Below are 24,006 nucleotides of genomic sequence, written 5' to 3' on the forward strand. Positions count from 1 at the left end.
TCCCGCGGGCGGAAGCCGCGGCAGCCGGGCTACCGCGGCAGCCGGGCTACCGCGCCCGGTTCACCGCGGACAGCACCGCCGCCACCGACGACGCGAGCGCGGAGGCGTCCTGGCCCGCCCCCCAGCGCACCTCACCGCCGACCCGGCACTCCGCGTACGACGTCACCGTGGACCACGCCGCGTCCGCCCCGTGCTCCGAGAAGTCGAGGATCGTGACCTCCACGCCCGCGGCCGCCAGAGCGTGCGTGAACGCGGACACCGTGCCGCTGCCCGTGCCCTCGTAGTCGCCCTCGCGCCCGTCCACCCGCAGCGTGCAGACGAACCGGTGGCCACCGGCCGGATCGCGCTCCGCCGACCAGGACGTCAGGGCGATCGCCCCGTCCCGCCCCGGGACCAGATACGTCGCCTCGAACAGCTCCCACAGATCCTTCGGCGTGGCCTCCAGACCGCTGTCGTCCGTCGCGTCCTGCACCGTACGGGAGAAGTCCGCCCGCATCCGGGCCGGCAGGTCCACGCCGTGGCTGCCGCGCAGCAGATGGGCGATGCCGCCCTTGCCCGACTGGCTGTTGACCCGGATGACGGCCTCGTAACTGCGCCCCACGTCCGCCGGGTCGATCGGCAGGTACGGCACCGACCACAGCTCGCAACCGCTGCTCTCGTGGTGCGCGAAGCCCTTGCTGATCGCGTCCTGGTGGGTACCGGAGAACGCGGTGTACACCAGGTCGCCGCCGTACGGATGGCGCGGCGGCACCGGCAGCCGGTTGCAGTGCTCGACCGTGCGGCGGATCTCGTCGATGTCCGAGAAGTCGATCATCGGATCGACGCCCTGGGCGTGCAGGTTCAGGGCCAGGTTGACCAGGTCGACATTGCCGGTGCGCTCCCCGTTGCCGAACAGGCAGCCCTCCACCCGCTGCGCCCCCGCCAGCACCGCGAGCTCCGCGCACGCCACCCCCGTACCCCGGTCGTTGTGCGGGTGGACGGAGAGGATCACCGCGTCGCGCCGGTCCAGATGGCGGTGCGTGTACTCGATCTGGTCCGCGTACACGTTGGGCGTCGCGATCTCCACCGTGGCCGGCAGGTTGTGGATCACCGGCCGGTCCGGTGAGGCGTCCCAGACCTCGGTGAGGCTGTTGCAGATCTCCAGCACGTAGTCCGGTTCGGTCAGGATGAAGACCTCGGGCGAGAACTCGAACCGGATGTCCGCCCCCGGCCTGGCCCGCGCCAGCCGCTCCATCTGCCGCGCGGCGTCCAGCACCACGCCGTGCACCTCGGCCCGGTCGCGTTTCAGGACGACGTCCCGCCAGACAGGGGCGGTCGGGATGTAGAGGTGGACGACCACCCGGTCCAGGCCCGCGACGGACTCGAAGGTCCGTTCGATCAGATCAGCCTTGGCCGGGGTGAAGACGACCACCGTCACGTCGTCCGGCACGGCCCCGCTCCGAGCCAGGTGCCGGACGAAGTCGAAGTCGGTTCGGCTCGCGGACGGGTAGCCGACCTCGATCTCCTTGAACCCCATCGCGACCAGCAGATCGAACATCCGGCGCTTGCGCGGGGTGTCCATCGGCTCGGCCAGCGCCTGGTTGCCGTCCCGCAGATCGACGGGCACCCAGAGCGGGGCCCGCTCGATCCGGGCCTGCGGCCAGGTGCGCCCGGTCAGCGGGATGTCGACGCGGTCGAAGGCGGAACGGTAGCGGTGTGACGGCATGGAGCTGGAGCGCTGCCGGTTCCAGTGGGGCGCGGCCTCGGGTACGGGCCCGCGCGGGGTGCGGATCGTGGGGAAGCCGTGCATCGGGGACAGCACGTCGGACGTGAACTCGGACATGAACGCGGTCTCTTCTCGCATCGCCGGACGCGACCGGCACAGCACGGCACCCCGCGGCGGGGTGCCGATCGCTTCAGGCCCCGCCGCGGCAGCCGAGAAGAAGGAAACCGCCGTACGTCATGATCGGTACAGTAGCCAGAAACCAAGTCCTCAGACAACCTGACAGGTGAATCCCGTGTCCTCGCTCGGTCCGCTCCGCCCCAGCCCTCTGGTCGAACAGGCCACGAGCCATCTGCGCGCGCAGATCACCGAGGGGCACTGGCCGGTCGGCACGAAGATCCCCGGCGAGACCACCCTCGCCAAGACGCTGGGCGTGGGCCGCTCCACCGTCCGCGAGGCGGTGCGCACACTCGCCGCGCTCGGCCTGCTCCAGTCCCGCCAGGGAGCCGGCGTCTTCGTCATCGCCGACCACGCGGCGCGGGACTGGCCGGACCGGCTGCGCCGGGCCGCCGTCGCCGACGTCCACGAGGTGCGCATGCTGATCGAGGTCCAGGCCGCCCGGCTGGCCGCCCGGCGGCGCACAGACGAGGACCTGGCCGCCCTGGACGCGGCACTCACGGCGCGGCGGGCGGCGGGCGCCGGGCCGGACGACGGGTTCGTGGACGCGGACATCGCCCTGCACCGGGCCGTGGTGGCGGCCGCCCACAACCCCGTACTCACCGATCTCTTCGGTGAGTTCGTCCCCGTGCTGCGGCAGGCGCTCATCGACCTGGTGGAGCTGACCGGCCTGCGCCGCGACGACCCGCACCACGGCGACGCGGCACACCGGGCCCTGGTCGCGGCGGTCGTGGCGGGCGACGCGGAATCGGCGGGCCGGGCCGCCGAGGCGGAGCTGGAACAGACCCTGGCCCGCCTGCGCGCCACCTGACCCTCCGCAGGGAACTCCCGCCCGCCGCACGCCCCACGGCAGGATCCAGGCCCCCCCCGGGTTCGGGGAAAGAACGCGAGAGCGCTCCCCAGTACCCCCGTAGCGCGGTCTCCCGTTCACCTTCCGGCGGGCGGTCCGGGGAAATCGGGACCGGTGGAGGGCGTTTCGGGGGGTCGGCGGAAATCCGGGGAGATCATCGCGGCTTCCCGGCGCCGGCGTCGTAATCCTGCCCCAACAAGCCTGTCACCTGCGGGAATTCGGGAATGGAAGATTCCGCATCACCTGTCCACGCGCTTTGGCAAGCCCTTGGCCGGACACGGTCTCGTGACTTGCAGGACACGCTCGCGCAACGGAAGCGCCTTCAACTCTTGACACCCACCCCTCTCAGGCAGGAACCTTCCGACATCGACGCATGGGAGCGCTCCCACATCGCAGGAGGATTTCTCGTGCGAACGGCACTGCCCGTGTCCTCCCCCCTGAACCATCCGGCACCCGCACCCACCAGCGCGTATGCCACGCAGTCAGAACGCCAGTCCCACCCTGGAACAAGGAGTAGTGGAATGCGTATCACCCGCACCGCCGCCGGTCGGAGCCGCAGAGTCGCGGTCCTGGCCACCACGGGCCTGACAGCCACGGCCCTGTTGCTGACCGGCTGCAGCAGCGACTCGGACGATTCGGACAGCACGGGCGCCGATGCGAACGGGAAGATCACGCTGACCGTCGCCGACTACGGGCAGTTCGGCTACAAGGAAGCCGGCCTCTTCGCGAAGTACCACGAGCTGCACCCGAACATCACGGTGAAGGAAGAGACCACCGCCAAGGAGGAGGACTACTACCCGAAGCTGCTCCAGCAGCTGAACTCGGGCAGTGGACTGGCCGATGTCCAGGGCCTCGAGGTCGGACGCATCAAGGAGCTCGTCGACACCAAGGCGGACCAGTTCGCCGACCTGAGCAAGGTCATCGACGTCAAGGAGTGGGTGTCCTGGAAGGCGAAGCAGGCCACCACGACCGACGGCAAGGTGATCGGCGCGGGTACCGACATCGGCCCGATGTCGCTCTGCTACAACACCGAGCTCTTCAAGAAGGCCGGCCTGCCGACTGACCGCAAGGAAGTCGCCGCCAAGCTCGCCGGGGGCTGGGAGGACTACCTCAAGCTCGGTGAGGAGTTCAAGAAGCAGGCGCCTGCGAAGACGTACTTCATGGACTCCGCCAGCGCGATGTTCAACGCCGTCGTCAGCTCGAACTCGAAGCAGTACTACGACGAGAGCGGCAAGGCGATCTACAAGGACAGCCCCAGCGTCAAGCAGGGCTGGAACCTGGCGGCCGAGGCCGCGGACAAGGGACTGACCCAGGGCCTCGCCCAGTTCGGTGACCCGTGGAAGGCCGGTCTGCGCAAGAGCACGGTGGCCACCGTGGTCTGCCCCGCCTGGATGGCCGGTCAGATCTCGATCGCCGCCGGTGACGCCAACAAGGGCAAGTGGGACATCACCACCGCCCCCGGTTCGGCCGCCGCCAACTGGGGCGGATCGTTCCTCGGTGTGCCCAAGTCGGGCAAGAACGTCGAGGAGGCAGGCAAGCTCGTCAAGTGGCTGACCGCCCCCGAGCAGCAGGCCGCCGTCTTCAAGGCGATCGGTGTCTTCCCGTCCAACGAGGGCGCGTACGAGCTGGCCGACGTGAAGGGCGCCACGCTCCCGTACTTCAGCGACGCACCGATCGGGCAGGTCTACGCCGACGAGGCCAAGTCCATCCCCGAGGCCGTCATCGGCCCGAAGGACGCCGCCATCAAGGAAGCCATCTCCACCCAGATCAACAACATGGAGCAGCGCGGAACCGAGCCCGACAAGGCGTGGGACGCGGCGACGGAGAAGATCGACAAGGTGATCGGCTGACGTTCGCAGCGGCGGGCGGCCCCGGGCCGCCCGCACCTGCGCGTCACCGTCCCGCGGGTGCAGGGCCGGGCGGGACACGTCTGCCGATGGGCTTGCACGGGGCGACCGGGTACCTCCCGGCCGCCCCGTGGAAGCCCACCGCACGCGTCCTGGGCCCTGCCTCGTACCCGGGTAACTCAAGCACTCCAGGGAAGGAATCCCGCCCGTGGCCACCTCGTCTCCCACCCGGGACGCATACGCCCCGCCACCCCCGAAGAAGCCAGTGAGCATCCGCCGGCAGACGTGGCGGAGCCGCATCTGGCGGTTCGACGACAAGGCGTCGCCGTACGCCTACATAGCCCCGTTCTTCCTCGTCTTCGGCGCCTTCGGGCTCTATCCGCTGATCTACACCGGCTGGATCGCCCTGCACCGGGTCGAGATGACCGGCATGAACAAGATGGAATGGGTCGGCTGGGACAACTTCGACAAGATCCTGCACGACTCGGAGTTCTGGACGGCTGTCAGCAACACCTTCCTGATCGGTGTCATGTCGACGGTCCCGCAGCTGCTCGTGGCCCTGGGCCTGGCGCACCTGTTGAACTACAAGCTCCGGGCCAGCACCTTCTGGCGCACGGTCATCCTCACCCCGTACGCCACCTCGGTGGCCTCCGCGGCCCTCGTCTTCGCCCTGGTCTTCCGGGCCGACGGCGGTCTGCTGAACTGGGCGCTGGACTTCGTCGGCTTCGGTGACACCAACTGGGCCAACGGCCACTGGACGTCCAAGATCGCCATCTCCGTCATCGTGATCTGGCGCTGGACCGGCTACAACACGCTGATCTACCTCGCCGCGATGCAGGCGGTTCCGTCGGACCTGTACGAGGCGGCCTCGCTCGACGGCGCCTCGCGCTGGCAGCAGTTCCTCAAGGTGACCATCCCCTCGCTGCGGCCCACGATTCTGTTCACGATCGTCATCTCGACCATCGGTTCGATGCAGCTGTTCGGCGAGCCGCTGCTGCTGGAGGGCGGCCCCCTCGGCGCGACCGGCGGCAACGAGAACCAGTACGAGACCCTCAGCATCTACCTCTTCAACTACGGCTGGAGCCTGGGGCATCTCGGCCCGGCCGCCGCAGTGGCCTGGGCGATGCTCGTCCTCCTGCTGCTCATCGCCGCGGTCAACTGGCTCATCGGCCGCTTCGTACGCAAATCCGCGGTCTGACCGGGAGCGATATCCATGACCATCACCAGCCCCACCAAAGTTTCGGGGTCCGCCCTCCCGGCGCGCACCGCGCACCGTGCGCCGAAGCGTCCGAGCCGCTTCAAGCCCGGTGCGGGGCAGCAGCTGAAGGGCGGTCCGTTCGCCTACATCGCGCTGACCGTCGTCGGTATCGGCTCGCTGCTGCCGCTGTACTGGACCCTGGTGGCCGCGTCCCACACCCAGGACGAGGTCTTGGCCTCCACCCCGCCGTTCGTGCCCGGCGGGCGGCTGTTCCACAACCTGGAGGCCGCCTGGACCCAGGCGCATCTGGGCAAGGCGATAGTCAACAGCTTCATCGTCTCCGGCTGCATCACGCTGGCGACGCTCTTCTTCTGCACCCTGGCCGGCTACGCCTTCGCCAAGATGCGCTTCCGCGGCCGCGGGGCACTGATGACCGCGGTCATCGCGACCCTGACGATCCCGCCGCAGCTCAGCGTCGTCCCGCTGTTCATGATGATGGCCGATCTCGGCTGGAGCGGAAGCCTGGAGTCGGTTATCTTCCCGACCCTGGTCAGCGCGTTCGGCGTGTTCTTCATGCGGCAGTACCTGATCGAGGCGCTGCCGTACGAGCTCATCGAGGCCGCCAAGATCGACGGTGCGAGCAACTTCCGTATCGTGCGAAGCGTCGTGCTCCCGGTGGCCCGCCCCGCGATGATGGTGCTGGGCATGCTCACCTTCGTCCAGGCGTGGAACGACTTCTTCTGGCCCTACCTCGCACTGACTCAGCAGAACCCCACCCTTCAGGTGGCCCTCGGTCAGCTGAAGGCCTCCTACACCCCCGACGAGAGCATCGTGATGGCCGGCGCGCTGATCAGCACGCTGCCGCTGCTCGCGGTGTTCGTCATCTTCGGCAAGCAGATCGTCGGCGGGATCATGTCCGGCGCAGTCAAGGGCTAACACCCCGTCAACTGCCGTTTCCCGGAAGCCCCGTACGGCCCGTACCTGACCGCGGGCCGTGCGGGTTCCGGAGTTCCACCTCCCCCTGCCCCTGTCCGTCCACTCCTGGGAGCGCTCCCGCATGACTGCTGTACGACCCGACATCGCCCCGAAGCAGGCGCCCGAGGCAACGAGATTCCCGACAGGCTTCGTCTGGGGGGCGGCCACCGCCGCCTACCAGGTCGAGGGCGCCGCGGCCGAGGACGGCCGCACCCCCTCCATCTGGGACACCTTCAGCCGTACGCCGGGCAAGGTCCGCAACGGCGACACCGGAGACATCGCCGCCGATCACTACCACCTGTACCGCGACGACGTTGCGCTGATGAAGCAGCTCGGGCTGAAGGCGTACCGTTTCTCCATCTCCTGGTCCCGGGTACAGCCCACCGGGCGCGGCCCGGCCGTCGAACGCGGTCTGGACTTCTACCGCAAGCTCGTCGACGAGCTGCTCGAAGCCGGCATCGCCCCGGTCGCCACCCTCTACCACTGGGACCTGCCCCAGGAGCTGGAGGACGCCGGCGGCTGGCCGCAGCGGGTGACCGCGGACCGGTTCGCCGACTACGCCGCGATCATGGCGGGCGCGCTCGGCGACCGCGTCGCGACCTGGACCACCTTCAACGAGCCGTGGTGCTCGGCCTTCCTCGGATACGGCTCCGGCGTGCACGCTCCGGGCCGCACCGAGCCCGCCTCCGCCCTGCGGGCGGCCCATCACCTCAACCTCGCCCATGGCCGGGCGATCGAGGTTCTGCGCGGTCAACTCCCCGCTGCCGCGCAGACCTCGGTCACCCTCAACCTCCACCAGGTCCGCCCGCTCACCACGAGCGCGGCCGACGCCGACGCGGCCCGCCGGATCGACGCGGTGGGCAACCGGATCTTCACCGGGCCGATGCTGCGCGGCGAGTACCCCGAGGACCTGATCGCCGACACCGGGCACCTGGTGGACTGGTCGAAGCTGGTCCAGGACGGCGACCTGGCGGCCATCTCCCGCCCGGTCGACGTCCTCGGCGTCAACTACTACACGCCGACGCTGGTCTCCACGCCCGAGGCGGGCTCCGGTGACACGCGCAACGACGGCCACGGCGCCAGCGACCACTCCCCGTGGCCCGGCTCCGAGCACGTCGCCTTCCACCTCGCCGAGGGGAAGGAGCGCACCGCGATGAACTGGTCGATCGACCCCGACGGGCTCTACAACCTCCTCATGGACGTCACCCGGGACCACCCGGGACTGCCCCTGATGGTCACGGAGAACGGCGCGGCGTTCGACGACTACGTCTCGCCCGAGGGGCGGGTGGAGGACCCCGAGCGGATCGAGTACCTGCACGGGCACCTCGACGCCGTGCGGCGCGCGGTGGCCGACGGCGCCGACGTCCGCGGCTACTTCCTGTGGTCGCTGATGGACAACTTCGAGTGGGCGTACGGCTATTCGAAGCGCTTCGGCACCGTGTACGTCGACTATGCCTCCCAGCGCCGCATCCCCAAGGCGAGCGCCCACTGGTACGCCGACGTGATCCGCCGCCACGCCCTGCCGCCGGGCGGCCTGTCCTGATCCCGCACCACCCCTGAGACCCGGCCCCGTGCCGGGTCTCAGGCATGTCCGCGTCCCCTTTCTCCGCCCCGCCTCCGGGACCTGCGGGGGCCCCTTGACCACGCGCGTAGAGTGGGAGCGCTCCCACGCTGTGGGGGCTGGGGAGCGGCCGACCGGTCCCGTCGAGTGTCAAGAGAGCCAACACCAGGACTTGGTTTGGTTATCCGACTGTGAGAAATTGACCGCGAACGGGAGGCAGCCATGACGGCAGCGCGAGTACGGAGCGGGGGCCGGCCCACGCTAGAGGAAGTCGCGGCACGGGCGGGAGTGGGTCGCGGCACGGCCTCACGGGTCATCAACGGCTCACCGCGGGTCAGCGCGCACACCCGGGAGGCGGTGGAGGCTGCCGTCGCCGAACTGGGCTACGTACCCAACCGCGCCGCCCGCGCCCTGGCCGGGAACCGTACGGACGCCATCGCGCTCGTGGTGCCGGAGTCGGAGAGCCGCTTCTTCGCGGAGCCCTACTTCTCCGACATCGTCCGCGGGGTCGGCGCGGCGCTGGCCGACACCGAGATGCAGCTGCTGCTCACCCTCGTCGGCAGCGACCGCGAACGCCGAAGACTCGCACAGTATCTGACCGCCCACCGCGTGGACGGCGTGCTGCTGGTCTCCGTGCACGCCGACGACCCGCTGCCCGACCTGCTGGAACAGCTCGGCATGCCCGCCGTGATGAACGGCCGCAGGTCCGCGACCGAGCCGCTGCCCTCGGTCGACTCCGACAACTTCGAGGGCGCCCGCGGCGCCGTCGAGCACCTCGTCTCCCGGGGCCGCCGCTCCATCGCCACCATCACCGGCCGACTGGACGTCTACGCTTCCCAGCGGCGCCTGGACGGGTACCGCCAGGCGGTCTCCGAGGCCGGGCTCGAACCGGACGAGCGGCTGGTCGCCCTCGCCGACTTCTCCGAGGAGGGCGGCGTGCGGGCCATGCGCGAACTGCTCGACCGCCGCCCGGACGTGGACGCGGTCTTCGCCGCGTCCGACCTGATGGCGGCGGGCGCCCGCCAGGTGCTCCGCGAGGCAGGCCGGCGCATCCCGGACGACGTGGCCCTCATCGGCTTCGACGACTCGGCCGTGGCCCGGCACATGGACCCGGCGCTGACGAGCGTGCGCCAGCCGATCGAGGAGATGGGGCGCACGATGACCCGGGTGCTCCTCGACATGATCGCGGGCGAGAGCGACGACCGGCCGCAGATCGTGCTCCCGACGGAACTGGTGGTCCGGGACTCCTCGTGAGGCGGGGGCGGGGGCGGGGGCGGGGGCGGGGGCGGCGGCGGCGGCGCGACCGGCGCGAGGCGATCAAGCCCCGCCCCCAACGGTGCCGGCAGAGAATTGAGAGCGAAGTGGGCGTGAAGAGGGGCGTCTCGGGCGCGTATATGCGTCCAGATCGCTCTCAACTCGGTGGCGCGAGGGAAGTGCGAGTACGCGGCGCTCAAGGCCAGCCGTGTGCGCTGCTCGCCGAGGTCGGTTTGCCGGCGTCAAGGTGTTGGTCGCCGACAGAAAGGCCGGACTCTACTGTCCGAGATCTTTGAGTCGGGCTTCCACTTCTAGAGATTTCTTTAGATCGGCTTCGAAGAGAGGTGGATTGGTCCTGGCCAGGTGACGGTGTATTTTGACGGCCTCTTCGATGGCGGCCAGGCCGTCGTCCCGTTGTCCGCCCTGCCCCTGCCGGACGGCGAGGACGTACACGGACTCGGCGAGGTCGGGCAGGTAGGCGTCGGGGTTGGCCTTGGCCAGGCCACGGTAGTGCTCGGTGGCTTCTTTGATGGCGGCCAGGCCGTCGTCCCGCTGTCCGCCCTTCCACTGCTGGATGGAGAGGTTGTTCAGGGACAGAGCGAGGTCGGGCAGGTAGGCGTCGGGGTTGGCCTCGGCCAGGCCGCGGCGGATCCTGACGGCTTCCTCGATGGCGGCCAGGGCTTCCTTCCGCCGTCCCACCTCACCCAGGCGGTTGGACAGGTTGTTCAGGGACATGGCGAGCTTGGGCAGGTAGGCGGTGGGGTTGGCCTCGGCCAGGCCACGGTAGTGCTCGATGGCTCTTTTGACGGCGTATAGGCGGTCGTCCCGCTGTCCCACGTGCCGCTGCCGGATGGAGAGGTTGTTCAGGGACTCGGCGATGTCGGGCAGGTATGCGTTGGGGTCGGCCTTTTCCAGGCTCTTGCGGATCGTGTTGGATTTTCTGCTGGCGGCTCGGCTTTCGTTCTCCCGTCCCGCCATGCTCAGATCGGCGGACAGGTTGTTCAGGGACTGGGCGAGATCCTGTAGGTAGGCGTTGCGGTTGCGGCTGCCCCTGAGGCTGAGTCTGACCAGGCCGCGGCGGATCCTGACGGCTTCCTCGATGGCGGCCAGGGCTTCCTTCCGCCGTCCCGCCTCCCCCAGCCGCATGGACAGGTAGTGCAGGGATGTGGCGAGGTCGCGCAGGTAGGTGTTGTAGGTGTTGCGTTTGAGGCAGGCCTTGAGGCCTGCCTCGGCAAGGATCGCCCGGTACCGGCGGGTGAGGGCTTGGCTGAGGTGCACCGCTGGGGCGGCTAGGCGTTGGCTGCTCCTCGGGAGCTGCGTACTGAGGGTTTCGAGATCAGCGAGGGAGGTGTCGGGGTCGCTGATGGCCTTAGTGAGGGCGGTGATGAGGGGATCGGGATGGTCGGTGCGGGTCGCGGTGGCTATGACCGAGGCGCCGAGATCAAGGCGGCTTCTGCAGAGGGCAGTGAGTTGTCCGGCAAGTCTCTCTCGGAAGACGGGGTGGGCTGCGGCGCGGCTGTAGACGGTGAGCAGCCGATCGACCTGGGTTTGGTCGGCTTCCTTGAGGAGTTGCTCGGCGAGGGCAGGGTTATCCCGCAGGATGTGGCCGACGTGGCGTTCGGCGAGTCGGTCGGGTTGGAGCGTGCCCCAGGGCAGCTGAGTGCCTGCTGGAGGGGGGTAGAGGGCGGAGATCCAGGTGGTGACTCGGTTGCGACAGTCGCGAGGCTGATCCTTCAGCACGGGAAGCCGTTGCCACAGTCGGTCGGCTTGTTCGCGGTCGGCGGCGCCGACAAGGTGGGCGGCGGCCAGCGCCGTCTCCAGCGTAGAAAGGCTCAGGGGCTGGGGGGTGAGGCCCTGGGAGTCTGCGTTCTGCTTCCAGTATCGGCTTTCGTGTCTCAGCAGCCGGTCTTCGACATCCGCAGCCGGAGAAACATCGCTCGGGTGGTCTCCGACGGCGTCGGTGGCTCCGGGAGGATCGATGGTGTCGAGGAGGTCGACGAGGGCGGTCATCTGGAGGGTGAGGACGTTGCTGTAGGGGGATTGGTCCAGCGTCGGCGGCCGCAGGCCGGCCGCATTCTTGAGCCAGTCGTGTCCGGCCGGACAGTGGTTCCGCGACAGTGCGCGGGCCATGGCGCCGGCCGCGTTGCTGTAGTGGTCGGCCCGGTCGTCCGGGCTGTCCTCCAGCGGGTCGAGGAAGTGAGTGGGAGGTTTTGTGGGGTCGTCCAGTCGGGCAGCGCTGATTGCCCGGCCCCACCACTCACCCTTGGCGCGGGCGAGCAGCAGGAGCCTGAGAGGGGAGGTTGCAGTGTGGTCGGAGGCGGCCTCCACCAGGGCGGCGAGCTGTTCGACGCGGGCTTCGGCGTAATCAAGGATGACCAGTAGCGGCTTGGAAACGTGCCGCACATCCGTCAGCTGGTTCACGGCGGCGTTCGCCTTCGGCCACAAGACGACCCAGCCGTCGGGGGCCAGTTGGGCAGCGAGGCGGTGTGCGAGACGGGTTTTGCCCTGGCCTCCCGGCCCGTGCAGCAGCCTGGCCCCGAACGCGTCCTCGGCGTTGCACCAGTTCTCCAGTTCCCCGAGGAGCTCTTCGCGGCCGTGGAAGGGCACGGTCTGGTGCCGGGCATCGAGCAGCGCCGCGGGCGAGGACAGACTCCCGCTTCGGCCGGGTACCTGGGCGGAGTCGGTAAGAAGCTGAAGTTCCGCTGCCTCCAGGCCGTGATCCGCTCCGGCGCCGTGCTCGGCGAGCGTGGCCCGAAAGGCCGGCTCCTTCTTGGCGTGGAGGACGTAGGCGGGTACGACGTTCAGCTGCCCACCGCCGGAGTGTGCGCGGTCCGAGGCCACCACCCCGATCAGCAGCCGGTCGCAGAATACCGCCGCGCCCGACATGCCACCCCACGGCGAGGTCCCATCGGGTGACCACCGCGGGGGCTGCTGAAGCAGGTCCATCACGTACTGGTTGCCCACGAATCCACTGCCCGGATTCAACTTTCCTTCCAGCTGCGCAGCCTCAACTGCCTTGCCGTCACGCTGCGCGACATCCGGCATGCCCCAGCTATCGCAGGCGATGCCCGTTTGGTCCGTCGCCAACCGGCCCCACCTCACTGGTTCCACCGGCGGCTGCCAGTACGGATCATCGTCGACCAGGACCAGAGCAGCGTCATCATGGGCACCTGGGGTGCCACGCCACACGACCCTCCCGCTCGCCTCTCCTCTGCCGGCGGGGTGAAAGACCCTCGCCTGGGTTCCGGTGGGACCGACAACGTGAGCGGAGGTCAACACCAGCCGCCCGCCCACCGCATACCCCGAACCAAGCCCACCCAGCCCAGTCACCCCAGCCACACGTTCCCGCTCCATCTCAGCCCTCCACGGTCTCGCCTGAGGCCCCACGCCCAGGGACCGGAACAGTTGCCTCGGGCCGGCTTCGGCTCAGTCCTCGATCCGCTGCGTGGAGTCTCCGGGCCCGGACTGGCGCGGTTGCGTCGTATGCACCAGCAAATCCCCGCCGGCCGCGGTCTTCGGGGTGAGGGTGAACGACACCCGGTGCGTGCGCCCGCGCGACACTCCTGCCTCGGTCTCAGCGCCGACCGCCCAAAGCTTGAAGCCGGCCTTCGCCTTCGCGTCCGCCCGCAGCTCGACCTCGAACTCCATCCCCACCGGCCCCACCGCGAACACCATCCGCGGATCCTCACCGACCTGCGCCGCCGCCGCGAGCAATTCGTTGCGTACCGCCGCCACCGCATCCACCAGAGGAATATCCATCAGACCACCCCTAACTGACACCTGATCACACTGATGTGGACACCCTAGAGCCAGACCAGTGGCCGCTGCAGCCGATCTCTGCCTCACCGCGTGCCCGCCCTGTCCTGTGTGGGGATGCCGCGAATCACCCCTTTCTCACTCGGTAGCGACGGCGTGTAGCAGCTGTCGTTGACGTGGAAGGGCAGGGGCAGATCTCACCGCGGACTGCTTCAGGGCGTGGGCCGAGTTGGTCAAGGCGGGGGAGATCAAAGAAGGTGCCTCCGTAGCCATGAGCTTCCGAGGGTCACAGAGCGTAGACAACTCCATGATCACGGAAGGTCTGCGGCGTAGTCGGCATGGGGCGCTCGCCGTCGAGGCCGACCCGTCGATCCGCGGACTCCCCGATCTTGAAGTTTGCCTTGATGTGCTGATCCTTCGGGGTCACCTTCTCTGCAATATGGTTAAAAAAGTCCGGAATGTCGTGCAGAAATCCCGGCAGCTTCAGATCGTTCGGGTGTTGGGCGATTTTCGCCGCCTTCATGGCGGTGTCGACTTTCCCGCATCCGGACATGCTCACAATGGCAAGCAGTACACAGCCAGTCACAACCGCGCGAAACTTGAAACGCCTCACCAAAACCACGCTTCCTCGTCATGGAGCGCCGCATCCGCGAACCGCAGGTTCAGCAGGCAGCTCTTCCGGTCTCAGCCTTCACCCGCAGCCGGGCATTGCCCTGCGCTCCGCACAGAGGGGCGCAAAGGAACTAAATGGTGGCATACCTACTATGCCGTCCCCATGCGGGTCAATACACCGCAGATCCGCTCGGGGGTCCTGACCGGGGCGCTGGTCTACGCTGCTCGTAATTGCGTACGTTGCCGCCTTCACGTCAGCCGCCACGATCTCGACTGTCAGTCTCAACTCCCGTATCAGAGCCCCCTGATGGCCTCATAGTACGGCCACGGGGCACCCCGTTCGGACAACAGCCGACGTTCCTCGTGGCGGCTGCCCGTCCGGTCGGAGGCTGCCGCCCGGAGGGGCACGTCGCAGCCATGGGGGCGTGCGCCCCCGATCGGCTGGACCCTCCGGATTCGGCAACCAGGGGTGCGTCGACGCTGCGCACCAGCCACGGGCCTGGGCGGCGATGCCGGTGGGGCACTTGCCGGTGTTGCATTTCTGCGCCTGGATGCAGCCGATGGACAGCATCGCCTCACGGGCGACGTTGATCATGTCGACACCCGGGGCGAACACGACGGCGGCGTTCTCGGGGCAGGCCGAGCTTGCCGGAACCGATCACGGCGCCGGGCTGCGCCGCGCGAGGCGCGAGGCGCGGACGTCGAAGCCGGGCGCCACGGACCGGCCCGTCCCCCAAGCCCCGCACATGACGGAGGGCCGATCCGCTCTCGCGAATCGGCCCTCGATCATTCAGGGTGAGTAACGGGACTCGAACCCGCGACATCCTGGACCACAACCAGGTGCTCTACCGTCTGAGCTATACCCACCATGTCCGGGCGTTTCCGACCGGCCGAGAAAAAGTGTACAGGGTCTGAGAGGGTGCTCGCGCCCTCATTGTTCTGCCGCCGGTCCTGGCCCCCGAAAGGGCCGTGACCAGCGGCTTTCCCAAGGACCTAGGCCGAGGGCTGCGACACGCGCGCAGCGATCGACTTCGCGCGCTCGGAGTCCGGCCCCGGCTGGGGGACGAAGACCGCCTCGCGGTAGTACCGCATCTCCGTGATGGAGTCACGGATGTCGGCGAGTGCGCGGTGGTTGCCGTTCTTCTCCGGACTGTTGAAATACGCCCTCGGGAACCAGCGGCGGGCCAGCTCCTTGACCGAGGAGACATCGACGATCCGGTAGTGGAGGTAGCCCTCCAGCGACGGCATGTCCCGCAGCAGGAAGCCGCGGTCGGTGCCGACCGTGTTCCCGCAGAGCGGGGCCTTGCCGGGCTCCTTCACGTGCTCGCGGACATAGGCCAGGACCTTCTCCTCGGCGTCGGCCAGGGTGGTGCCCCCGGCCAGCTCGTCGAGCAGGCCCGAGGCGGTGTGCATCTGCCGCACCACCTCGGGCATGGTCTCCAGCGCCGCGTCCGGCGGGCGGATCACGATGTCCACCCCTTCGCCGAGCACGTTCAACTCCGAGTCGGTGACCAGTGCGGCCACCTCGATGAGTGCGTCTTCCGTCAACGAGAGCCCGGTCATCTCGCAGTCGATCCACACCATGCGGTCGTTCATGCGCCCCACCCTACGGGGCGCTCCGCTGTCCCGGCAGGGCCGGGCGGCCCGAGGCGTACGCCTCGGAGCCCGGACTCCCGTGCTCCCCGCGGCCCGGTTCGGCCGTGGACGGACCCACCGGAGCGGGAACCGGGGCACGGCGGCTCGCGGGGCTGCCCTGGGCGGGCACCACGGCCTCGGTGACCGCGGCGACCGGCTCCGGACCTCCGCCCTGCGGACGGCGGGCCCGGTAGGCGGCCCGGTACGCGGCGGGGGAGGAGCCCAGCTGACGCCGGAAGTGTCCGCGCAGCGCGACCGGCGAGCGGAAGCCGCAGCGGCCCGCGACCTCGTCGACCGAGTAGTCGGACGTCTCCAGCAGTCGCTGCGCCTGCAGCACCCGCTGGGTGATGAGCCACTGGAGCGGTGCGCTGCCGGTGAGCGAACGGAACCTCCGGTCGAAGGTCCGCCGGCTCATGTAGGCGCGCGCGGCGAGCGTCTCCACGTCGAACTGCTCGTGCAGATGCTCCAGTGCCCAGGCCACGACCTCGGCGAGCGGGTCGGAGCCGATCTCCTCAGGTAAAGACCTGTCGAGGTAGCGCTCCTGTCCGCCACTGCGCCGCGGCGGCACGACGAGCCGGCGGGCGAGTGCCCCGGCGGCCTCCGTGCCGTGGTCCGAGCGCACTATGTGCAGGCAGAGATCGATGCCGGCCGCTGTGCCCGCGGAGGTGAGCACGTCGCCGTCGTCGACGAACAGTTCGCGCGGATCGACGTGGACCGACGGATAGCGCTTGGCCAGCGTCGGTGCGTACATCCAGTGCGTGGTCGCCGGGCGGCCGTCGAGCAGTCCGGCCGCGGCGAGGACGAAGGCCCCCGTGCACAGCCCGACGATTCTGGCGCCCTCCTCGTGGGCGCGGCGCAGCGCGTCCAGTGCCTCCACGGGCGGTGGCGAGGTGATGGAGCGCCAGGCGGGCACCACGACGGTGCCGGCCCTGCTGATCGCCTCCAGCCCGTAGGGCGCGGTGAGTTCGAGTCCCCCTGTGGTGCGCAGCGGCCCTTCTTCGCCGCTGCACACGAGTAGCCGGTAGCGCGGAACTCCCGCGTCCTGGCGGTCGATACCGAATACGGAGAGCGGAATGGAGCTCTCGAAGATGGGGCCACCGCTGAACAGCAGTACGGCCACGACCTCTCGGCGCCGGCGCCCGCTCAGCTTCCGTACAGCCTCCGTTGCGGTGGCGGAGTCCTGGCTCATGACGCTAAGCCCCCCTCGGTGTTCGCGTCTTCCTGGTCCTTACGGGCCTGTCGCACCTGCACATGTCCCCTCGGTCGTGCACGAGTCCCCAGCCTTCGACACCCAAGATCGAATCTACTGCGTCCCGTGGTGCCCTCGTGACAAGTTCACCAACCGGCTTTATGTCGACAAGGCAACCTGGCGGGAAGCATTCGATCACGAAGCGTTTCACTCGTGAGTCGCGCAGGGAAGTACGCCTGGCGTTCATGGCCCGTCCCCGTTGGGTGGAAGCGTACCGCGCGGTCTCTTCCTGCCTGCTGGCAAGGGGGTTGATCGGCCAATTCGACAAGGAATCAACTGGCGAACGAAGTTGGCTGAAAACATACGGTCGCGTGTGCGGAAATCATTCGTTCAACCGGCGCACGCCCCGAAGGGGCGGCCGCCTCCATACGCCCCCTCGGCCGGTCCGGAGTTGGGGCGATCGGGGCTGAAGGGTGGCCGGACGCCGACCGCGGGCCGCGTCGGCGCCCGATCGTGCGGCGGGTTCCGGACGGGCGGGCGGGGCGCGTTCGGGAGCGGGAGCGCCCTCCGGAGCCGTCCGGCGGCGCCGACCCTCGGTACCGAGGGTCGGGGAACCCGATCAGGGGCCCGTGGACGGTGCGCCGCGGGGCGGCGGAGCCGGCCGGCCGGTCCGGCCCCCGCCGGTCCCTGATCGCGGCCGCACGGCTCCTGTGACGTCGGTGTACGGCGCAGCCGGCATTGCCATACGGGGCGGTCTCGGGCATGCTCCGTGAAACGTCGCGCGCGCTTTGCGCGGGTCTGGGCTGTGGAGGAGTGGCGCCGTACCCTTGGGGGTAAGGGGTTGGGAAGATGATTCCCGGACACCACCACACCGCCCACTGACGCAGCTCCCCAAGTCGCTCTCCTCACGAGGACTCTCTTCGCCGAGACACCGATGGCCGGTCACGAAATCCCCGAACCCGCGGACCGCAAGCAGGTAGCCGACCCCGAGTCGGGCCCGCAGGCGGCCGAAGAAACACGTCATTCCTGCGATCCCGCGTTCCGGCACGGGGTCGTCGTCGGCTTCGACGGCTCGACCTCCAGTGAGCGAGCCCTCGCCTACGCCATCGGCATGGCCCGAAGATCGGGTTCCGGTCTGATCATCGTCCATGTCGCCAACCGGCTGCCGACCACCGTCTGGGCAGGCTGCGAGCCGCCCGTGTTCGTCGATGTGCCCGATCACCGCACCGAGGTGCTCGGCCTGGAGCTCGCCTGCGCGGACTACCTCACCGAGGTGCCGTGGGTCCTCGTCGAGCGCGGCGGGGACATCTGCCACGAGCTGGAGGAGGTCGGCCGGGAGTACTCGGCCGACGCGATCGTGGTGGGTTCCACGCAGGGAATCGTCGGCCGGATCTTCGGCTCGGTGGCGGGCCGGCTGGCGCGGCGCGCCCAGCGCCCGGTCGTCGTCATCCCGTAGCCCGTTCTTCCCGCACTCTTTCGAGGCACTGTCCGCCCGCCGTCCGGAACATCGGGGGCGGGCGGTCTCGTTCCGGCCGCCGTTCCGGAGCCGGGTGGCGTCAACTCGACTACGAAAACAGCGGGATGAAACAGACTGCCGATCCGAAGACGTGGATTGTGCGCTTGTGAAGGGCGCATAAAAGTCACGGCGGAACAGCACGGTCGCGCGATCGCATGGGACATGTGAGGGGCGCCCGCGACGGAGAGTGGCCCCGCACCCACGCCAGGTGGGTGCGGGGCCGCTCTCCGCCGGTCACGGGCGGACCGCTACTCGACGGTGACGGACTTCGCCAGGTTGCGCGGCTTGTCGATGTCCCGGCCCATGGCGAGCGCCGTGTGGTAGGCGAAGAGCTGGAGCGGGATGCCCATCAGGATCGGGTCCAGCTCGTTCTCGTTCTTCGGTACGACGATGGTGTGGTCGGCCTTCTCCTGCACCTGGTGGGCGACGGCGAGGATGCGGCCGCTGCGGGCCTTGATCTCCTCCATTGCGGCGCGGTTCTTCTCCAGCAGGTCGTCGTCCGGCACGATCGCCACGGTCGGCATCGCGGGCTCGATCAGCGCGAGCGGTCCGTGCTTCAGCTCGGAGGCCGGGTAGGCCTCGGCGTGGATGTACGAGACCTCCTTGAGCTTCAGCGAGGCCTCCCGGGCGACGGGGTAGCCGCGCACCCGGCCGATGAACATCATCGACTTGGCGTCCGCGTACTGAGCGGCCAGCTTCTTGATCTCGTCCTCGTTGTCGAGGATCTCGCTGATCTGGGCGGGCAGCCGGCGCAGCCCCGCGATGATCCGCTTGCCGTCGGCGACCGACAGGTCCCGGATCCGGCCCAGGTGCAGGGCGAGCAGCGCGAACGCGACGACGGTGTTGGTGAAGCACTTGGTGGAGACGACGCACACCTCGGGGCCGGCGTGCACGTACGTACCGCCGTCGGCCTCCCGGGCGATCGCGGAACCGACCACGTTGACCACACCGAGCACCCGCGCGCCCTTGCGCTTGAGCTCCTGGACGGCGGCCAGCACGTCGTACGTCTCGCCGGACTGGGAGACCGCGACGTACAGCGTGTCGGGGTCCACCACCGGGTTGCGGTAGCGGAACTCGGAGGCGGGCTCGGCGTCCGCGGGGATGCGGGCGAGCTCCTCGATCAGCTGGGCGCCGATCTGGCCCGCGTGGTACGAGGTGCCGCAGCCCAGGATCTTGATCCGGCGGACCCCGCGCGCCTCGCGGGCGTCCAGGTTGAGGCCGCCCAGGTGGACGGTGGCGAAGCGGTCGTCGATCCGCCCGCGCAGCACCCGGTCGACGGCCTCGGCCTGCTCCGAGATCTCCTTGTGCATGTACGTGTCGTGGCCACCCATGTCGTACGACTCGGCCTCCCACTCCACGGTGGTCGGCGTGGCCGTCGTGGTCGAGCCCTCCGTCGTGTACGTACGGAAGTCGTCGGCCTTGAGGGTGGCCATCTCGCCGTCGTCGAGGGTGACGACCTGGCGCGTGTGGGCGACCAGGGCGGCGACGTCCGAGGCGACGAACATCTCCTTCTCGCCGATGCCGAGGACGACCGGGGAGCCGTTGCGGGCCACGACGATGCGGTCGTTGAAGTCGGCGTGCATCACGGCGATGCCGTACGTGCCCTCGACCGAGCGCAGGGCCTCGCGGACCTTCTCCTCCAGGGTGTCCGCCTCCGAGCGGGCGATCAGGTGGACCAGCACCTCGGTGTCGGTCTCGGAGAGGAAGACGACGCCCTCGGCCTCCAGCCGGGTGCGGAGCTCGGAGGCGTTGTCGATGATCCCGTTGTGGACGACGGCGACCTTGTTGCCGGCGTCCAGGTGCGGGTGGGCGTTCTCGTCGCTCGGGGCGCCGTGGGTGGCCCAGCGGGTGTGGGCGATGCCGGTGGTGCCGCTGAACCGCTTGGGGACGCGGGCCTCCAGCTCGCGGACCCGGCCCTTGGCCTTGACCATCTTCAGCGCGGCGGGCTTCCCGGCCGCCGGCTTGCCGGTGATCACGATGCCCGCGGAGTCGTAACCCCGGTACTCCAGCCGCTGCAGCCCTTCCAGCAGCAGCGGAGCCACATCACGCTTTCCGATATAACCGACGATTCCGCACATAGCGTCTCTGCCCCTCCGTGAATCCGACGACGTACAAGCAAGTGGACGTACAAGTGAGTGGGTGCCCGGCCGCGGACCGGTCTCAGCCGTAGACGATGCGGCGCAGCTGCCGGAGCGAGAGCTCCGGCGGTGCGACCGCCCGGTGCGGCAGTTCGGCCGCGATGCGTTCGAAGATCTCCGCGTTGACCAGGCCGCCGGACTGCAGTTCGCGGTGGCGGCGGCGGACGAAGTCCTCGGTCGTCTCGTCGAAGTACGCCAGCACGTCGAGGATCACCCGGGAGGCCTCGCCGCGCTGGAGCGCGGTGCTGCGCACCAGGTGGTCAATGAGGTCGTCGTACGACGAGCGGCGTTCGAGCACTCGTCGATACTGCGGCGGAAGGGGCCGCAGCGCAACAATTCTGCCCGATATCGGGCAGGACTGGAGGCAAGTGGCCCACTTTCTGTGTTCCGCGAGGGTTTCGGGCCCCCTGAGTCACCCCTGAGCCGTCCCCGAGGCGCCCCCCGAGGCGCCCCCGAGCCGTCCCCCGAGTCGGTCCCGTGCCGCTCGCCGCCCCGCTGGGTCGACGGGGCCGCCGGGATGAATTCGGCCATAAGCCCCGGATCGTCGGCCACGTTCTGTCAGGGGCAACGCGGGGAAGTGGTCTACACCTTGACCATCCATTGGGTAAGCGGTACGCATGGCGACGGTTCGGTTGGTCAGGAGATCCGCAGATGTGAACCCGTAGAAAGGGACCCGGCTTGTGAGACTGCACACCGCGCGGCGCAGTGCGCTTCCCCGTGCTCTGCCCCGTCTTCTCGGCTCGCTGCTACTCGTCACGGCGGCCGGTGTCTCCACCGCGTGCGCGGCGCCCACGGCGTCCGCGGTCGGCAGCGATCCCGCGGCCCGGACGCCGCGTCCGCTCGGCCAGATCGTGCCCGCCGCCGCCTCGGTGAGACCGGGGGGCTCCCCGTACTCCCTCAACGACGGAACCAGGATCCGGGTCGACGGCTCGTCCGGCGAGGCCCGCAAGATCGGCGAGTACCTGGCGGGCGTGCTGCGCCCCTCCACCGGATACGCCCTGCCGGTCACGGACAAGGACGGCGCCGACGGCATCCGGCTCCGGCTCGGCTCCCGCGACAGCGCGCTGGGCGCGGAGGGGTACACCCTGACGTCCGGACGCGGTTCCGTCACCATCACCGCCCGCAAGCCGGCAGGGCTCTTCCACGGCGTCCAGACGCTGCGTCAGCTGCTGCCGGCCCGGATCGAGGCGGACAGCCGCCAGAAGGGGCCGTGGAGCGTCGCGGGCGGCAGCCTCACCGATGCGCCGCGCTACGCCTACCGGGGCGCGATGCTCGACGTCTCGCGGCACTTCTTCTCGGTCGCCGAGGTCAAGCGCTACATCGACCAGATCGCGCTGTACAAGATCAACACGTTCCACCTGCACCTCTCCGACGACCAGGGCTGGCGGATCGCCATCGACTCCTGGCCGAAGCTGGCCACGTACGGCGGCTCGACGGAGGTCGGCGGCGGGAAGGGCGGCTACTACACCAAGAGCCAGTACAAGGAGATCGTGAACTACGCGGCCTCCCGCTACCTGGAGGTGGTGCCGGAGATCGATATGCCCAGCCACACCAACGCCGCCCTCGCCTCGTACGCGGAGCTGAACTGCGACGGCGTCGCGCCCCCGCTCTACACCGGCATCGAGGTCGGTTTCAGCTCGCTGTGCGCGGACAAGGACGTCACGTACGACTTCATCGACGACGTCATCGGTGAAGTCGCCGCGCTGACCCCCGGCAGGTACGTCCACATCGGCGGTGACGAGGCGCACTCCACCAGCCACGAGGACTACGCGAAGATCATGAACAAGGCGCAGGCCGTCGTCGGCACGTACGGCAAGACCGTGATGGGCTGGCACCAGATCACCGGGGCCACGCCGGTCAAGGGCGCGGTCGCCCAGTACTGGGGCTACGACAAGACGAGCGCCGCGGACCGTCAGCAGGTGGCGGACGCCGCGAAGAACGGCACCAAGCTGGTGCTGTCGCCGGCCGACCGGGTGTACCTGGACATGAAGTACAACGACCAGACCGAACTGGGCCTGAAGTGGGCCGGTCTGGTCGAGGTTCAGCGCTCCTACGACTGGGACCCGGCGACGTATCTCTCCGGCGCTCCGGCGGACGCGGTCCTGGGTGTCGAGGCGCCGATCTGGGCGGAGACGCTGACGGACAGCGACGACATCGACGCGATGGCGTTCCCGCGGCTGCCCGGGGCGGCGGAGCTGGGCTGGTCCCCGGCGGCGACGCACGACTGGGACACGTACAAGCTGCGGCTGGCCGCGCTCGGGCCGAGGTTCACCGCGATGGGGATCGACTACTACAAGTCGCCGCAGGTGCCGTGGCCGGCGGAGCCGGCTGCGGCGGGGTGACATGAGGTGATCGGCCGTCCGGCGGTCGGGGGTCTTGTCCTCGATCGCCGGACGGGCTCGAACAGTCGTCAGTCGTCCTCAATCGCCGGACGGGCTTGATTCTGCTCCCGTTGTCGACCGGAACGACTGATTCCGGCGTCAGGCGGCCTTCTTGGCGTCCTCGATGGCCTTCGCCAGGTCTTCGAGGATCGGCGCGCACTTGTCGTAGCTGAAGATCGGCTCGGTGGTACGGGGGACGACCTGACCGGCCTTGACGGCGGGAAGCTGCGTCCAGGTCGGCTTGGACGTCAGGGCGTCGGGCTGGAGGGCGGAGGACCGGTTGTCCATCATGATGATGTCGGCCTGGTACTTGTCGACGTTCTCCCAGCTCAGCTCCTCGAAGAAGCCCGCAGAGTTCACCTTCGGCTCGACGAACTTAACCCCCAGCTCCTGGAAGTACAGGGTGTCCGCGCTGGTCTTCGCGAGCGTGACGTAGAAGAGGTCCTGGCTGGCCGAGCCGATCAGGACCTTGAGGTTCGGCTTGGACTTCGCGGCGGCGCGCAGCCGGGCCGCGGCCTTCTCGAAGCGGGCCCTGGCGTCCGTGACCGCCTTGGCCTTCACGTCGGCGCCGAGCGAGGCGGCGAGGTCCTCGTGGCGCTGGATGGCCTTGGGGATCGTGGTCTGCGCCGCCCACAGCGCGACGCTCGGGGCCAGCTTGAGGATCTTGTCCTTGGACTGGTCCGGCACGTACCAGAGGGCGTCCTTCTCCCACATCGCGGTGACCAGCAGGTCCGGGCCGAGCGCCGCGTACTTCTCGACGTTGAACTCGCCCCAGACGTTGCCGAGGATCTCGACCTTGCCGATGTCCAGGTCGCCGGCCTGCACATCGGCCTTGCCGTCCTTGGTCTTCGTCGGACCGAAGACGGCCTTGACCTCGACGCCGTAGTCGTGGAGCGCGGCGGCGACACCGGTGAAGGCGACGATGTTCTTCGGGACGGACTTGGCCTCGGCACTCGTGCCACGGTCGTCCTTGAAGCTCCACGGCCCGGCGTCGGCACCCTCGGAGCCGGCGGAACCGGAGTCCTTCGAGCCGCTGTCACCACAGGCCGCGAGCACGGCACCGAGACCTACGGCACCGCCCATGGCCAACAGGCCGCGGCGGGTGGGGCGGGACGCTCGGGCAGTGCGCATGACAGGTTCCACTTTCGTACGAGCCGGAGACCGGCCTTGAGCCGGTCCGGAGGAAGGTTAGCCTAACCTTCTGTGCGACCGGCC

General features: G+C 69.2%; 17 protein-coding genes, 1 tRNA gene and 1 pseudogene. 8 read left to right on the top strand and 11 right to left on the bottom strand.

What is annotated here, in order from left to right:
- Positions 1 to 46: 46 nt before the first annotated feature.
- Positions 47 to 1,822: a 2-isopropylmalate synthase gene (locus ACZ6S6_RS12420; protein WP_469705352.1), complete on the bottom strand. Its 1,776-nt coding sequence runs from the start codon at positions 1,820 to 1,822 to the stop codon at positions 47 to 49.
- 166 nt (positions 1,823 to 1,988) lie between these two features.
- On the opposite strand from ACZ6S6_RS12420, the gene ACZ6S6_RS12425 reads away from it, so the two are divergent.
- From ACZ6S6_RS12425 to ACZ6S6_RS12450, 6 genes are all read left to right on the top strand, one after another.
- Positions 1,989 to 2,690, top strand: a complete 702-nt coding sequence (locus ACZ6S6_RS12425) for a FadR/GntR family transcriptional regulator (RefSeq protein WP_469705355.1) — start codon at positions 1,989 to 1,991, stop codon at positions 2,688 to 2,690.
- Positions 2,691 to 3,250: 560 nt separating this feature from the next.
- A complete protein-coding gene (locus tag ACZ6S6_RS12430; RefSeq protein WP_362957635.1) occupies positions 3,251 to 4,579 on the top strand; it encodes an ABC transporter substrate-binding protein in 1,329 nt (442 codons plus the stop codon).
- 205 nt (positions 4,580 to 4,784) lie between these two features.
- Positions 4,785 to 5,774, top strand: a complete 990-nt coding sequence (locus ACZ6S6_RS12435; RefSeq protein WP_362957632.1) for a carbohydrate ABC transporter permease — start codon at positions 4,785 to 4,787, stop codon at positions 5,772 to 5,774.
- A gap of 15 nt (positions 5,775 to 5,789) precedes the next feature.
- Positions 5,790 to 6,710 carry a carbohydrate ABC transporter permease gene (locus tag ACZ6S6_RS12440; protein WP_362957629.1) on the top strand — a complete coding sequence of 307 codons (921 nt, stop codon included), beginning with the start codon at positions 5,790 to 5,792 and terminating at the stop codon, positions 6,708 to 6,710.
- A gap of 121 nt (positions 6,711 to 6,831) precedes the next feature.
- Positions 6,832 to 8,292: a GH1 family beta-glucosidase gene (locus ACZ6S6_RS12445; RefSeq protein WP_362957626.1), complete on the top strand. Its 1,461-nt coding sequence runs from the start codon at positions 6,832 to 6,834 to the stop codon at positions 8,290 to 8,292.
- Between the two features lie 240 nt (positions 8,293 to 8,532).
- Positions 8,533 to 9,564, top strand: a complete 1,032-nt coding sequence (locus tag ACZ6S6_RS12450) for a LacI family DNA-binding transcriptional regulator (RefSeq protein ID WP_362957623.1) — start codon at positions 8,533 to 8,535, stop codon at positions 9,562 to 9,564.
- Between the two features lie 276 nt (positions 9,565 to 9,840).
- Here the strand turns inward: ACZ6S6_RS12450 and ACZ6S6_RS12455 are convergent, their stop codons facing one another.
- The 7 genes and pseudogenes from ACZ6S6_RS12455 to ACZ6S6_RS12485 all read right to left on the bottom strand — a co-directional run bounded on the left by ACZ6S6_RS12455 (position 9,841) and on the right by ACZ6S6_RS12485 (position 16,756).
- Positions 9,841 to 12,651 (bottom strand): P-loop NTPase, encoded by a 2,811-nt coding sequence (locus ACZ6S6_RS12455; RefSeq protein WP_469705360.1) that lies wholly within the window; start codon positions 12,649 to 12,651, stop codon positions 9,841 to 9,843.
- 339 nt (positions 12,652 to 12,990) lie between these two features.
- Entirely contained in the window at positions 12,991 to 13,308 is a 318-nt protein-coding gene (locus tag ACZ6S6_RS12460; RefSeq protein ID WP_469705362.1) for a trypco2 family protein, read from the bottom strand.
- 298 nt (positions 13,309 to 13,606) lie between these two features.
- Entirely contained in the window at positions 13,607 to 13,933 is a 327-nt protein-coding gene (locus ACZ6S6_RS12465) for a hypothetical protein (RefSeq protein ID WP_469705364.1), read from the bottom strand.
- A gap of 469 nt (positions 13,934 to 14,402) precedes the next feature.
- Positions 14,403 to 14,591, bottom strand: a pseudogene (locus tag ACZ6S6_RS12470) (glutamate synthase-related protein); the annotation flags it as partial.
- Between the two features lie 135 nt (positions 14,592 to 14,726).
- A tRNA-His gene (locus ACZ6S6_RS12475) sits at positions 14,727 to 14,799 on the bottom strand.
- 126 nt (positions 14,800 to 14,925) lie between these two features.
- A complete protein-coding gene (orn, locus tag ACZ6S6_RS12480; protein WP_362957611.1) occupies positions 14,926 to 15,528 on the bottom strand; it encodes an oligoribonuclease in 603 nt (200 codons plus the stop codon).
- 10 nt (positions 15,529 to 15,538) lie between these two features.
- Entirely contained in the window at positions 15,539 to 16,756 is a 1,218-nt protein-coding gene (locus ACZ6S6_RS12485; protein ID WP_362957608.1) for a GlxA family transcriptional regulator, read from the bottom strand.
- A gap of 934 nt (positions 16,757 to 17,690) precedes the next feature.
- On the opposite strand from ACZ6S6_RS12485, the gene ACZ6S6_RS12490 reads away from it, so the two are divergent.
- Positions 17,691 to 18,212 (top strand): universal stress protein, encoded by a 522-nt coding sequence (locus ACZ6S6_RS12490; RefSeq protein WP_123471258.1) that lies wholly within the window; start codon positions 17,691 to 17,693, stop codon positions 18,210 to 18,212.
- 308 nt (positions 18,213 to 18,520) lie between these two features.
- On the opposite strand, the gene glmS is transcribed toward ACZ6S6_RS12490, so the two are convergent.
- The gene (gene glmS, locus ACZ6S6_RS12495; protein WP_362959795.1) at positions 18,521 to 20,350 is read right to left on the bottom strand and encodes a glutamine--fructose-6-phosphate transaminase (isomerizing); all 1,830 of its coding nucleotides are present in this window, start codon (positions 20,348 to 20,350) and stop codon (positions 18,521 to 18,523) included.
- Between the two features lie 82 nt (positions 20,351 to 20,432).
- Positions 20,433 to 20,708, bottom strand: a complete 276-nt coding sequence (locus tag ACZ6S6_RS12500; RefSeq protein WP_024489833.1) for a hypothetical protein — start codon at positions 20,706 to 20,708, stop codon at positions 20,433 to 20,435.
- 382 nt (positions 20,709 to 21,090) lie between these two features.
- Between ACZ6S6_RS12500 and ACZ6S6_RS12505 the strand changes: the two genes are divergently transcribed.
- Positions 21,091 to 22,752, top strand: a complete 1,662-nt coding sequence (locus tag ACZ6S6_RS12505) for a beta-N-acetylhexosaminidase (RefSeq protein ID WP_469705369.1) — start codon at positions 21,091 to 21,093, stop codon at positions 22,750 to 22,752.
- Positions 22,753 to 22,890: 138 nt separating this feature from the next.
- Here ACZ6S6_RS12505 and ACZ6S6_RS12510 read toward each other — a convergent pair whose 3' ends face one another.
- Positions 22,891 to 23,874 (bottom strand): ABC transporter substrate-binding protein, encoded by a 984-nt coding sequence (locus ACZ6S6_RS12510; protein WP_469705616.1) that lies wholly within the window; start codon positions 23,872 to 23,874, stop codon positions 22,891 to 22,893.
- Positions 23,875 to 24,006 lie beyond the last annotated feature (132 nt).

Source organism: Streptomyces sp. NPDC048671, from assembly GCF_055587045.1.